Genomic DNA, 12628 nt, shown 5'->3' on the forward strand with positions numbered 1-12628 from the left:
GAATTCAAAGGGGCCTTTGCAATGACCTCCATGCCGTTCTCTCGCAGAATGCGTCGCTGGAAACTGGGTTTGAAGACCCTGTTTGGCAACGCGCCAGCAGGCTATTTCATTCCATACCGCTACGCCAATGAGACAGGCAAGGCCGTTGGACGCCCTACCTACCCGGCAATTGAAAACATGATGGACGGCGCGGCCCCCACCATGAAAGCATGGCTTACAAAGGCTGCACAGTATCATGATGCATTTGCGAGTTTCGGCAACGCCACCCCGCCCAACCCGCGCTGGCAGCAAAGTTGGTTTCCGCGCCTTGACGGCATGATGGCATATGTCTTTACGCGTGAATTTCGCCCTGATCGCATCATTGAAATCGGATCTGGTCATTCAACCAGATTCTATTACCGCGCGATCAAAGACGGCGAACTTGAAACATCATTTCACGCCATCGACCCGGCACCACGTGCCGATATCGCAAAGCTGCCAATCACGGTCGAGCGCACCATCGTCCAGAAGGCCGATCCGAAGGTGTTCGATACGCTGACAGGCGCAGACATCTTGTCCATCGACTCAAGCCATATTCTGATGCCCGGAACGGACGTTGACCTGCTTTTCTCATCGGTCATCCCGGCCCTGCCAAGCGGGGCGATCATTCATATCCACGACATCACCCTGCCTGATGACTACCCGGAAATCTGGCAATGGCGCGGATATAACGAACAACAGGGGGTCGCGGCCCTTCTGGCCGGCGGCGGGTTTGAAATCATGTGGTCAAGCGCATATGCCACGACCCGCATGCGTGACGAGGTTGATCACTCCATAGCCAACGGCATCCACCTTCCCGAAGGCGCGCATGAAACAAGTCTTTGGCTGCGCAAGCGCTAGATAACCTCGCTCAGAACAGCAAAAGGCAGCCTACGCGGCTGCCTTTTGCATGTGTGATGGTTATCGTGTGTCAGTTCTTGTAGGGGTCGGCCGCATCGCGCAACCCATCACCCAGGAAGTTAAAGGCTAGCACCACGACAACCACTGGGACAACCGGCAACATCAGCCAGGGATAAACCGCGACCGCATTGATGTTTTGCGCTTCATTAAGCAAAACACCCCAACTGGTCACCGGCGCACGAAGCCCCAGCCCAAGAAAACTAAGCGCTGTCTCGCCAAGGATCATGTTCGGGATTGAAAGTGTTACCGATGCGATAAGGTGGCTGGCAAAGTTTGGCAAAAGATGACGCCCGATGATGCGTTTTGGTTTTGCACCCATCAGGCGGGCTGCCAGGGCATAGTCTTCTTCGCGCAGAGCCAAAAGCTTTGACCGCACAGCGCGGGCAAGTCCGGTCCAATCAATCAGGCCCAGAATGATGGTGATACCGAAATAGATCAGGATCGGGCTCCATGTGACCGGCAAGGCCGCCGATAATGCCATCCAGAGCGGGATTTCCGGCAAGGAGCGAATTACTTCGATCGAACGCTGAGCTGTTGAGTCGACCCAGCCACCGTAATAGCCGGCCGCCCCGCCGATCAGAATGCCGAGCAAGAAACTTACCGCAATCCCGACAAGGCCAATGGTCAGCGAAACACGCGCGCCATAGATGATGCGCGAAAACATGTCGCGTCCCAGTCTGTCGGTACCAAATAAGAACAGTGTGCCGTTCTCTGAGGGGCAGATGAAATGGAAGTCCATATCAACCATGCCCCAGAATGCGTACTCATCCCCGGAACAGAAGAAACGAAGCTGTTCAAGCCGGTCAGGGTTAACCGTATAGATCGGCTTGAGCGTTTCCATATCCACCGAGAAATCCGTGCCATAGGTAAATGGCCCAACAAATTCCCCGTCATGGAAAAGATGCACCCCCTGCGGCGGATGGTGGATGTATTCGGAATTACGCGTTTCCTGTGCATAAGGCGCAATGAATTCGACGATAAAGACCGACGCGTACATAATCGCCAAAATAATCAGCGAAAAATAGGCCAGCCGGTGGCGTTTCAAACGCCACCACATCAATTGCCATTGCGAAGCGAGGAAATACTTTTCCTGCTCTGGCGTCAGTTCCTCGCGGTCCCAGGGATTGAACGGTGCAGTATCAACAAAATGTTCGTTCCGCTTTTCTGTTTCCTTGCTCATTTGCCAACCCCTCCCTGCAAGCGGATACGAGGGTCAAGCCAAGCAAGCAAAACATCGGAAACAAACATCCCGACAACCGTCAGCAGTGCCAGAAACATCAGGAACGAACCAGCCAGATACATGTCCTGACTTTGCAAAGCGGTAAGCAACATCGGCCCCGTAGTGGGCAATGACATCACAACCGATACCAGAACCGACCCCGAGACCACCTGTGGCAGGATGTTACCGATATCGGCAATGAATGGGTTAAGAGCCATACGGAGCGGATACTTGAACAGTACCTTGGTCGGTGAAAGCCCCTTGGCATGGGCGGTCACAACATACTGTTTGCCCAACTCATCAAGAAGGTTCGCACGCAGACGGCGGATCATGGATGCCGTGCCAGATGTCCCGATAACGACGACAGGCGCCCAAAGGTGTTCGACCACCGACATCATCTTGCCCAAGGACCAGCCTTGGTTGATGTATTCCGGGTCCATCAGGCCACCGATTGATGTGCCAAAAACGACGTTGGCATAGTAAAGCAGGATCAACGCGAACAGGAAGTTCGGCATGGCAAGACCAAGGAATCCCAGAAGGGTAAAGCCATAGTCGCCCCAGCTATATTGCCGGGTTGCAGAATAAATCCCGATCGGGAAGCTGACGATATAGATGAACAGAACCGTGCTGAAATTCAGGACCAGAGACAACCAAAGGCGGTCGCCAACCACGTCGGTTACCGGCAGGTTGTATTCAAAGGAGAACCCAAGATCACCCTGCAAAAGGCCCCACGCCCATTCGGCGTACTGAATATAAATCGGCTGATCGAGCCCATATTGCCGTTTGAGAAACTCGATCTTGGCTGGATCGACCGCCTCACCCTGTGCTTGAAGCTCGTTGAGATAGGTGGTCAGAAAATCACCGGGTGGCAGCTGAATGATCACAAAGACCAGCACACTGATTATCAACAGTGTGGGTATCATCACAAAAAGCCGTCTTGCCAGATAGGTCAGCATCGGCGCTGTTGCTCCCCCGATGCTGTTTCACGCCATTCCCTCAACAGCGCAAAACAGCAGGTTTCCAGTTAAAAGATTATCGATCCCACCAAAAGGTATCAGGTCGATAAATCCCAAAGAACGCGCCCGGCTCCCAGCTGTGGATGCCTTTTTCCGGCACGTTGCGCATATTCTTGTCGATGATCACCGGTTGCGGCACGTTACCGATCAGACCGATCGAAAACATGTTTTCGGAATTGATGTCCAGAATGGCCTGCCATGCTTTTTTCTGGCCGGCTTTATTGCTGGTTTGCCATTTGCGGTATTGTTCCATCAGTTCCTTGGCCGCAGGCATATCCGGTGCCTCGCCCGCTTCGCCGTCGGTTTGATAGTACTGCCCCCATTTGGGCCATTGCAGGCTGTCTTGCAGAACGGGAACGAACTCATCCGGTGCGGTATTGGGCGTGGCCAGTCCGTTATCAATACCGTTGAAGATCGACATGATCGTCTCGCCGCTATAGGCACGGCTACGCATTACTTCGCGCTGCAAGCCTTTGACGAACAACTTGATCCCGACCTTGCGCCAGCTGTCACCAATCAGTTCAAGCATATCGTCATGTTCGGGGTTCTCGCCAGATGTCTCTACAATGATTTCCATCGGGCGGCCATCGGGCAGAAGACGGATACCTTCGCCATTGCGTTCATCCAATCCGATCGCATCAAGCAGCCTGTTGGCTGCCTTGACATCGAAATCGGTATAGCTTTCGCGGTATTCCGGTTTGAAAAGCGGGCTTTTTGGCAGAACAGTGTTGTTGGTCGGCTTGGCCAGCCCAAAGAACATGACCCGATTGATCTCGGTCCGGTTGATCGCCAGTGACAACGCACGACGGAAACGCACATCGCGCAAAACTTCGCGCCAGACCGGATCGCTACATGTCAGGTTCGGGTACAGGGCGGCATAAGCCCCTGCCCCGACATCCCACAGACGCACATTATAATTCTGTTTGGCCTCGGACTGTTTTAGGAAGGTGTAATCCTTGAGCGACAGAATTCGGCTTTGCAGATCAACTTCGCCCGCACCGACCTTTGCCGGAACCAGTTTGGCATTCGAGATATCAAAAACCATCCGGTCGATATAAGGAAGCTGGTTACCTTCCGGATCGACCCGGTGGTAATACGGGTTTCTGACAAAAACAAACCGGTCAGACGGCTCTTCGGTTGTGATCAACCATGGTTCAAGCGACGGGCGCTGAATATTGGAAAGCTTGTAGGGCCGGTCCATGTCCGTATGTAAAACTGCCCAGCTTCGTAGCCCGCGCTCTTGAACAATTGCTTCAAGTTCGCTGGCGTCGCGATAGTTCTCGTGAAACTGTTTCAGATAATGCGCAGGACGATAAATGAAGGGCGGACGGGTTCCGGCCAGCTCCGTCAGGAAGAACGGGTTTGGCTGCGACCAGCTATAGCGCACTGTATATTCGTCAAGAATTTCAAAGGTTGCCGGTTCGTCGCCAACAAACAGGAAACGCGGCGGACCAACCGGAAACAATTCATCGTTATTGACGATATCTTCCCAATAATAGCGGAAATCCTCTGCCGTGAATGGTTCGCCATCTGACCATTTGTGGCCTTTGCGAATATGCAACGTGAAAACATTGCCTTCTTCATTCACTTCAAGATCTTCAAGGATATCGGGCTCAAGGTTCAAGTCCTGGTCATACCCGATCAGTCGCGCATACCCATAAACGACGGCCATCCGAATATCCTTCGACCGCCCCATAATCGTTACGAATTCCCCGCCATATTTGCCGATTTCCTTGTCCTCGGCAGCGAAGTCAATGACATGCGGGTGTTCCGGCAGGCGGTCGTTCATCGCGGGTAAGGAACCACTAGCAACCGCGTCCTCGAAATATGGGATTTCTGCATTGGCAGTCGACGCAATCGCACCTGCCCCCACGATGCCTGCTGTCATCACCAGACCGGTCAAGGCGCATTGAATCATAGACTTCGGCTGGTTCGAGGGACTGATCATATGGCGATCTCCTTAAAGTCGGCACGTTCGGCGCGAACAAAGTGATCTTCGGCGACCTGCATCATCGTGGGGTCGCTGGTCTGATTGATCGTGAATGGTGCAGGCCAACGGGACGGATCAGACGCCTTTCCATCCACGATCTTGTCAAAATCAAGCAGGTGGTCCAGATCCGCAAACGGCACAGCATGCAGCAACGCCTGGGTGTACGGATGGATCGGATTTTTAAACAGCAACTCACGCGGTGCAGACTCAACAATGCGCCCGGCACACATCACTGCAATCCTGTCTGCCACATAATCCACCACCGCCAGATTGTGCGATATAAACAGATACGTCAAATTAAGATCACGCTGCAAATCTTTCAAAAGATTAAGTATTTGCGCCTGAACTGACACATCAAGTGCGGATGTCGGTTCGTCAAAGATCAGCAAATCGGGTTTAAGGCTAAGCGCACGTGCAATCCCGATACGCTGGCGCTGTCCGCCCGAAAAACTGTGCGGATAGCGGTTCAAAAAGCGGGGATCAAGACCGACCAAATCCATCAGTTCCAGCACCATTTTCTGCCGATAGGCACTGTCCCCGACACCGTGGATAAGCATCGGCTCTGTGATGATGTCCTGTATCGTCATCCGCGGATTAAGCGATCCGAACGGATCCTGAAAAACAAATTGTATCCGTTTCCGGTATGGATTTAGCTGATCTTCATCAAGACCGGTCAATTCGGTCAACTGACCGCTTTCACCCCGAAACATAATGGACCCTTCATCCGGGCTCATCGCGCGCATGATAAGCTTCGACAACGTCGTCTTGCCGCAGCCACTTTCCCCCACAAGCCCGACACATTCACCCCGATTGACGGTCAGCGAAACGTCTGCGACTGCGGGTATAAGATGCTTTTCAGACTTGATCCAGTTGCCCTTGCGGGTGGTAAAACTTTTGCTCAGGTGACGCACCGCAAGAACCGGCTCGCTTGCCATGGTCGGATGCAACGCCAGCGACGCGGGAACATCGGATGGCTCACGGTCCGTTACCTTGTCACCAGCATCCGCCAGCAAACTGCCTGTTTTTGGCTTGATCTCGCGCAGGGGACGCAAACGTTCATCCGGTCCCATGTCAAAATGAGGAACAGCCGCCAACAATGACCGTGTATAGGCATGCCCGGGATTGATGAACACGTCATCGGTCTTTCCCGATTCCACAACGCGCCCGTCATAAATGACAACCATCCGATCTGCCATATTCGCCACAACGCCCAGATCATGGGTGATCAATAAAAGCGACATCTGAAGTTCTGACTGCACCTCCTTGATCAGGCGCAGAATTTGCGCCTGGATCGTCACATCAAGCGCAGTCGTCGGCTCATCAGCAATCAGCAATGCCGGTCGGCAAACCAATGCCATCGCGATCATTGCGCGCTGGCGCAAGCCACCGGAAAGTTCAAATGGATAGGTTTTAAGTGAATGGTTGGGCTGCGGAAATCCGACCAATGTCAGCATCTCAACGGCAAGTTCACGCGCCTCGGCCGCGCCAACCTTGCGATGAAGCTTTACTGCCTCGCAGATCTGGTCACCAATGGTGTGCAGTGGAGACAGGGAACTCATCGGTTCCTGAAAAATCATCGAGATTCGACCGCCGCGGATAGAACGCATTTCCGAGCCGGAACGATCCAGCATAGCAATATCGACACGCGTACCCGGCTTTTTAGGATCGGCAAAGATGATTGATCCGTTGGTAACTTCGGCCACCCTTGGCAGCAGCCCCATAATGGCCTGCGAGATCGTACTTTTACCTGATCCAGACTCGCCCACCAGCGCGACGGTTTCCTGCGCACCAATGCGAAAGCTTACATTCTCGACCGCCTTGACACGCATGTGCGGCAGAACAAACTCAACTTTCAGATCCTTGATACGCAGAATATCGGTCATTTCCAGTTCGTACCACCCTAAGTGCGTTCGGATGCGGCGGCCTTGACCAGCGTTTCCGCCTCATCCATGCGCATCAAGTTTGTTCTTGTGACGTCATCAACCAGCAATTGGTTATCTTTCGCCCAATCACGAGAAATTTCAAGGAGATCGTCAAATCCGTCCAGTGTCGATTCTGCGACAATTTTGGCTTCACCAGCTTGTAAGGTCAGCTCGAACCACCCCTTGTTACCGTCACGCTTGGTACTAAAGTAACGCAAACGGAACTTGGAAAGTTCCGGCCACGCGAAAGCCGTTCCTCCGCGCAGACTGGAAAGACGTATCCCGTACTCCGAAACATAAATCTTCGACTGGAACCGCAAAATCGTGCGCGCAAAATAGAATACGAACAGCAACGCCAGCCCTGCCGCGGTCCATTGAATAATTTCAAGCATCTCGGGGATCAGCGCGATTACCCCGCAAATCAGCAAACCGACAACAGACTTTGCCAAATCAGGCGCCATCAGCTTTGACGGATAGCCCATGGTCTGAACTTCGCTGTCACCAACACCAGCCGGTTTTACGGGATCCGCAGCACTGGGCGTTGCAGGCATGCTGGTGGTTGCATCTGGCTCCAGATGTTCTTTGGGACTTACTGCCATGGAAATACTCCGGGTATTCTCAGCCAGCACAAAGCTGAATGGTCCATCGAAAACAGATTATCAAGGAACTTCGTGGTGGCTTCGTCATGCACAAGATGATGGGTCAGAATGCCGGTTGGTTCATCGGCATCCACCTGACCGGTTCGTCTGGCGGCAAGGTGACTGATCATTGCCCCAAGGGCGATATCTTCGCCAACAAAGCCACGACTGCCTCGCCAATCAATAACATCCACATGTGTGTTGACCTGCATGATGCCTTTGTATGGCTCTGCCACCTTGCGCGGATTAAACGTGCTAATTCCGCAAAAGCCAAGGGAATGCAACGCCGCCACGACATCTTCGGCCACCCTGTTCCATGGCGGCACCAAGACCGGCAGAAAACGATTACCAAACCGCGATTGTAATACAGAAAATCCGTTACGCAGATCAGCGACCACATCGCCGATGTCACGCACGTCATCAAGTTCCTGTTTCTTGCGCCCTTCTGGCATATGGTTCTGATGAGACCAGCCATGCTGCAAGACCCGCGTATCGAGGGTCTCAACCAGACGTTCAACCAAGTCGTCCTGCAGTTCTGCCGGGATAACAGCCAGTGCAAGCGGAACCTTGTAATCCTGCTCCAAGGCTAAAAGGGTCTCAAGTTCAGGGGTAACGGAAACCGCATCATCGTCGCGCCACCATGCCGTGGCCGTCCTTCCTTCGGACTGCCACAGATCAAGTTCCGCGCGCAAATGGTCCCAACTGCTCATGCCTGCCCTTTTATATTTTCTGCGATGATAGACGCAGTTCTCGCCGCGCCATCCAAGTCAATCTTAATCCCGCTTGGATCTCTGGCGTTATCTATTTGTTTTGCTAATGATTGCGCAGACAGGCCATCAAGATCAAGCAGGGAAATAACCCCTTCATCTGCAAGAACTTCCGCACGCTCCGTTTGTTCGCTTTCACCGCCTTCTGCAAACGGCACCATAACCGCAGGTGTTTGCGTTGCCAGCACATCCATAAGTGTATTGTATCCGGCCTGGGACACGGAAACCGCTGCGCCCGCCATCCGGTCACGAAAATCAGACAAGAACCGATGCAAAACGACACCGTCGGGCAGGTCTTTGTTCAGCATTTCAAAATGCGCTGACGGGAAATGCGGGCCAGTCACAATATCCCATTTGGCGTCATGGTAGTTCCGAGAGTGGGCGCGCGCAGCAATGGCATGTCTGATCAAATCGGCCCCGACGGCCCCGCCACCTGCAGAAACCAAAACCCCCTGGCGATGGCCATTACCAGTGTTGCTCGGCGGGTTCGGGACTGTTGGTGCGACATAGCCCGTGTAGGTAATCAGATCAGCGATACCGTCAGCAAGCTCAAAACTGCGGTCAAACCCGAACAGTTTCTGATCTCCGTGGACCAGCACTGCATCAAGATATTTGCGCGCAGTATCATGCATCCACTGTGTTTTACGGATGTCTTTTTTGCGCACCAAAAGGTCTCTGACAGAACAAACCACGGGCACTCCGGCTTCTTTTGCCGCGTCAAACAGCGGAATCAATTCAAACCGGAACGCTCTGCGGCCGAACGGGAACATCTCAATCAAAAGAAGCTTGGGCGATGATGATTTGAAAGCCGCCAAAAGCTGACTCTTACGCTTTTCCTGCCAATCATCACCTAATGGATTCCCATAGGGATCGACAAGCGCAGAGAAACCCGTATCAGACGTCTTGCACGGTGATAGCTGAACCACCTCATCAGCCGCAAAATCAAGATTGTCATCCGGGACACCGCCGCTTGCGACGATCACACTCAGACCCCGGTTACGAAGCGCCTGATTGATCAGCGCCATGCGGCGTACATGCCCAATACCAAGCAGGTGCTGCACATAAACCAGAACGTCGCTCATAACTCTGGCTCCGAGGATACAAGTGGCACGTTCAATGCCTCGATAGATAGGCCAGACATCTCGGACCAGCCAAACACCTGCAGACATTGCCAATCAAGTTTGTCAGGAATCTTGCCCATCATGTTCCAGCCACGCGCGGCGGCATAAACCGATCGTATGACACCCTTGTGGGTCACGACACCAAAACTTGGCATATCGCAGCCCCGCAAAAACGCTGTGACACGTTCAAGAACATCTCGCGGACTTTCACCCTTATCCGGTCGAAAGTCCCAACCACGGTCCTCGTTCTCGCGAAGCTGTTCTCCAAGTCGGGTGCGAAGATCAGGAAGTTTCTCGCCTTCCCACATACCCCAATCCATTTCAATAAAAGGTGATGCTGGCGCTATGGACCCGATCCCCAAAGCGTTAGCTGTTTCACGGGTGCGCGATAGCGGAGAAGTAAACCAGGGCACCTGACACCAGTCCTCGGGCAATTTGTGCTTTTGATACCAGGCAACGGTTTCTGGCGTGATTGATATATCTGTGTGCCCCTGAATGCGTTTTTCAGCATTCCATTGGGTTACGCCGTGGCGCAGCAGGGCAAAACGGGTATTGATCATGCGCTGCTTTGCCCGTCCTGTTGATTTCCGTAGTTTGATACGACCTGTGTGATGGTTGCTGACAGCAGGTCTGCTGCAGCCTCAACCGTATGAAGCTGTTTGGCTTTCGACGCACCCGCATGCCCAATGGTCCGCAACACCGGCGCATCGTCCTTGATACAGCGGGAAAGTCGGTCTGCAAAGGCGTTCACGTCCCCAACCGGAACAAGCCAACCTGTTACCCCACCAGACACAATACCGGACACGCCGCCTGCATCCCCAGCCAAGACAGGAAGGCCGCTGGCTTGGGCTTCGAGCAGCGCCATGCCGAATGCTTCGTTGATGGCTGGCCAGACAAACAAATCAGACTTGCCAAGAATGTCGCGGGTTTGCTGCGGCGTGGTTAACCCCATAAACGACACTGCATTTTGCCCAATGCTGGCATCATCAAACAAGTGTTCGACCGTTTGGCGTGCCGGACCATCGCCAATAACCGTCAGATGCCAGTTATCAATCCCCTCCCCCAAAAGTTTCCCCAATGCCTTTGCCAGCGCCTCGTAGGATTTCAGTTTGTCACCATCGCGCATCATTGCAGTTGTCACCAATCGGATGCAGTCGCGATTGATCTCGGGGCGCTCGGTGACTGTCCAGTCATCTACCCGGTTAAAGGGGTGTAAAAAATGCAAACGGCTTGATGGGCACACCTGTTCAAGGCACGCCATATCCGCGCGGTTTAGGGAAAAAACTGCATCCGCCTGTTGCAAGGCGGTTTTAACGGCCACATGGCTTTGCGCCCATAAACCAGTGGCGCGTTTTGGTGCGAAAGATGCTTCGGCCACGACATAGGGAATACCCAATGCATCCGCGACAATCGGCCCGATCCAGTCTGGTGCCTTGTAATAGAGATGATAGGTAAACCACACGTCCGGTTTGGGGCGGAACCCGGAGTGATATTGGCGAAGCAACCTTGCCGCAAGATTTGTCCCGACTTCTGCCATCCGCGCCTGCCTGAAGGCGTTCCCATCCGCGACCCGGCTTCGAAGGCGCACCGCAACGTTAACGTTCATACCTGCCGATTGCAGGGCGTCGCAAAGCATGCGCGCGATCAGACGATCACCAGACGGAACTGGATGATCAATCGGTTTTAGGGGCGCATAAAAGGCAACCTGCAAATGTTTGCCTCCTACTCTGCAGCAGATTGATCGGTGGGCCTTGAGCCCTGTTCTGCTGGCTGAACCACACCAAAGCGGTCTGCCAGATCTTTCATGCCGCGATAGAATGAGAAGTCACGGCGGACGATTTCGTTGCCCTTGCGCCCCATTTCTTCGCGGAGCTTCGGGTCAACAATCATGGTTTCAAGAGCAACCGCCAAAGACGCGGGATCACGTTCAGGCACAAGCTTGCCGTTCACACCGTCCTCGATCAGCTCAGGAATGGCCGATATCGCCGTTGAAACTGCCGAAAGTCCGCAAAGCTGTGCTTCCATCAAGACGTTTGGCAGACCATCGCGGTCGCCATCCTTCTCAATGCGACTGGCCAGCACAAACAAATCAGATGACTGACAAGCAGCAATCACTTCCTTCTGATCACGCGCGCCTTGCCAATCGCAGCGATCGGCAATGCCAAGTTCCCTGGCCAGCTGTTGGTATAATTCGCCACTGCCGCCACCAATGTGGACAAAACGCCAATGAAGGCCATCGGGCAGTTTCGCCAATGCGCGCAGAAGATCGTCATACCCCTTCTTCCCAACCAACCGCCCGACAGACAGGATCACCACCGGGTTTTCAGGATCGCTGCCATCGCGCAAGGGCCGTTCTGACAAATCTTCCGGGAACCGGGAAAAATCCAGACCATGATAAAGAAGATGAACCTTTGCGGGGTCTTCGGCAAGCGTACGCAGGTAGTCGACATTGGCCTTGGTGCAGGTCACGAGCCAATCCATATCACGCAGCTTTTCACGCATATCCCAGTCCTGACTGGTATAGATATCCTTGGCGTGGGCCGAACAGGACCACGGGAGACCACGCATGATGGCGCAATATCGGGACACAGAAGCCGGTGTATGCAAGAAGTGCGCGTAAATGCGCGTGATATCATCTGGAAGTTCTGCGGCCATCACCATTGCCTGCGCAAATCGGCGTGCGCGATTGGCTGTACGGTCGCGCCGGTAATCCTGCCACCAGAGATTCACGGCACGACGGTATCCCGGCATCTTGCGGGCCTTGAACCAGCCACGCAAAACGCGCATCGGTTCCTGATAGACATATTCAGGCAAGTAATCGACCGAACCGGCAATGCGCTCATTGATCGGGTGACGTTTTTTGTCGGTTGGATGACGCAGTGAGACAATCCGATAAGGAATTCCGGCCTGTTGAATGCCGAGAATTTCCTGCGCTATGAAGGTCTCCGACAATCGCGGATATCCCTTCACCACGATTGCCAGACTATCGCGTGCCATCAACTTGTTTTCCCGATGC

Annotated in this window: 11 protein-coding genes; 1 reads left to right on the forward strand and 10 read right to left on the reverse strand. The window is 53.6% G+C overall.

What is annotated here, in order from left to right; translation table 11 throughout:
* Positions 1-21: 21 nt before the first annotated feature.
* Complete coding sequence (locus AUQ43_RS05340; protein ID WP_062955192.1) at positions 22-879, forward strand: class I SAM-dependent methyltransferase; 858 nt, start codon at positions 22-24, stop codon at positions 877-879.
* Between the two features lie 70 nt (positions 880-949).
* Here the strand turns inward: AUQ43_RS05340 and AUQ43_RS05345 are convergent, their stop codons facing one another.
* The 10 genes from AUQ43_RS05345 to AUQ43_RS05390 form a co-directional block, all read right to left on the reverse strand.
* Positions 950-2119 carry an ABC transporter permease gene (locus AUQ43_RS05345; protein WP_062955193.1) on the reverse strand — a complete coding sequence of 390 codons (1170 nt, stop codon included), beginning with the start codon at positions 2117-2119 and terminating at the stop codon, positions 950-952.
* Complete coding sequence (locus tag AUQ43_RS05350) at positions 2116-3114, reverse strand: ABC transporter permease (RefSeq protein ID WP_062955194.1); 999 nt, start codon at positions 3112-3114, stop codon at positions 2116-2118. The genes AUQ43_RS05345 and AUQ43_RS05350 overlap by 4 nt, the downstream gene beginning before the upstream one ends.
* A gap of 76 nt (positions 3115-3190) precedes the next feature.
* Positions 3191-5122 (reverse strand): ABC transporter substrate-binding protein, encoded by a 1932-nt coding sequence (locus tag AUQ43_RS05355; protein WP_084271991.1) that lies wholly within the window; start codon positions 5120-5122, stop codon positions 3191-3193.
* A complete protein-coding gene (locus AUQ43_RS05360) occupies positions 5119-7047 on the reverse strand; it encodes an ABC transporter ATP-binding protein (RefSeq protein WP_062955196.1) in 1929 nt (642 codons plus the stop codon). Before AUQ43_RS05360 ends, AUQ43_RS05355 begins: the two co-directional genes overlap by 4 nt.
* Positions 7048-7064: 17 nt before the next feature.
* Entirely contained in the window at positions 7065-7685 is a 621-nt protein-coding gene (locus tag AUQ43_RS05365) for a hypothetical protein (RefSeq protein WP_062955197.1), read from the reverse strand.
* Positions 7676-8434, reverse strand: a complete 759-nt coding sequence (locus AUQ43_RS05370) for a polysaccharide deacetylase family protein (protein ID WP_062955198.1) — start codon at positions 8432-8434, stop codon at positions 7676-7678. Before AUQ43_RS05370 ends, AUQ43_RS05365 begins: the two co-directional genes overlap by 10 nt.
* A complete protein-coding gene (locus AUQ43_RS05375; RefSeq protein WP_062955199.1) occupies positions 8431-9573 on the reverse strand; it encodes a glycosyltransferase family protein in 1143 nt (380 codons plus the stop codon). Before AUQ43_RS05375 ends, AUQ43_RS05370 begins: the two co-directional genes overlap by 4 nt.
* The gene (locus AUQ43_RS05380) at positions 9570-10172 is read right to left on the reverse strand and encodes a histidine phosphatase family protein (RefSeq protein WP_062955200.1); all 603 of its coding nucleotides are present in this window, start codon (positions 10170-10172) and stop codon (positions 9570-9572) included. The genes AUQ43_RS05375 and AUQ43_RS05380 overlap by 4 nt, the downstream gene beginning before the upstream one ends.
* Positions 10169-11323: a glycosyltransferase family 4 protein gene (locus tag AUQ43_RS05385; RefSeq protein ID WP_062955201.1), complete on the reverse strand. Its 1155-nt coding sequence runs from the start codon at positions 11321-11323 to the stop codon at positions 10169-10171. Before AUQ43_RS05385 ends, AUQ43_RS05380 begins: the two co-directional genes overlap by 4 nt.
* Positions 11324-11334: 11 nt before the next feature.
* Complete coding sequence (locus AUQ43_RS05390; RefSeq protein ID WP_062955202.1) at positions 11335-12609, reverse strand: glycosyltransferase family 4 protein; 1275 nt, start codon at positions 12607-12609, stop codon at positions 11335-11337.
* Positions 12610-12628 lie beyond the last annotated feature (19 nt).

The organism is Thalassospira sp. MCCC 1A01148, assembly GCF_001613795.1.
Lineage (GTDB): Bacteria > Pseudomonadota > Alphaproteobacteria > Rhodospirillales > Thalassospiraceae > Thalassospira.

What these genes read in the sequence shown, in the direction of transcription:
- AUQ43_RS05370 (WP_062955198.1), bottom strand. Translation starts at nt 8,434, where the DNA reads ATGAGCAGTTGGGACCATTTGCGCGCGGAACTTGATCTGTGGCAGTCC.
- AUQ43_RS05345 (WP_062955193.1), bottom strand. Translation starts at nt 2,119, where the DNA reads ATGAGCAAGGAAACAGAAAAGCGGAACGAACATTTTGTTGATACTGCA.
- AUQ43_RS05340 (WP_062955192.1), top strand. Translation starts at nt 22, where the DNA reads ATGACCTCCATGCCGTTCTCTCGCAGAATGCGTCGCTGGAAACTGGGT.
- AUQ43_RS05365 (WP_062955197.1), bottom strand. Translation starts at nt 7,685, where the DNA reads ATGGCAGTAAGTCCCAAAGAACATCTGGAGCCAGATGCAACCACCAGC.
- AUQ43_RS05360 (WP_062955196.1), bottom strand. Translation starts at nt 7,047, where the DNA reads ATGACCGATATTCTGCGTATCAAGGATCTGAAAGTTGAGTTTGTTCTG.
- AUQ43_RS05350 (WP_062955194.1), bottom strand. Translation starts at nt 3,114, where the DNA reads ATGCTGACCTATCTGGCAAGACGGCTTTTTGTGATGATACCCACACTG.
- AUQ43_RS05390 (WP_062955202.1), bottom strand. Translation starts at nt 12,609, where the DNA reads ATGGCACGCGATAGTCTGGCAATCGTGGTGAAGGGATATCCGCGATTG.
- AUQ43_RS05355 (WP_084271991.1), bottom strand. Translation starts at nt 5,122, where the DNA reads ATGATCAGTCCCTCGAACCAGCCGAAGTCTATGATTCAATGCGCCTTG.
- AUQ43_RS05375 (WP_062955199.1), bottom strand. Translation starts at nt 9,573, where the DNA reads ATGAGCGACGTTCTGGTTTATGTGCAGCACCTGCTTGGTATTGGGCAT.
- AUQ43_RS05380 (WP_062955200.1), bottom strand. Translation starts at nt 10,172, where the DNA reads ATGATCAATACCCGTTTTGCCCTGCTGCGCCACGGCGTAACCCAATGG.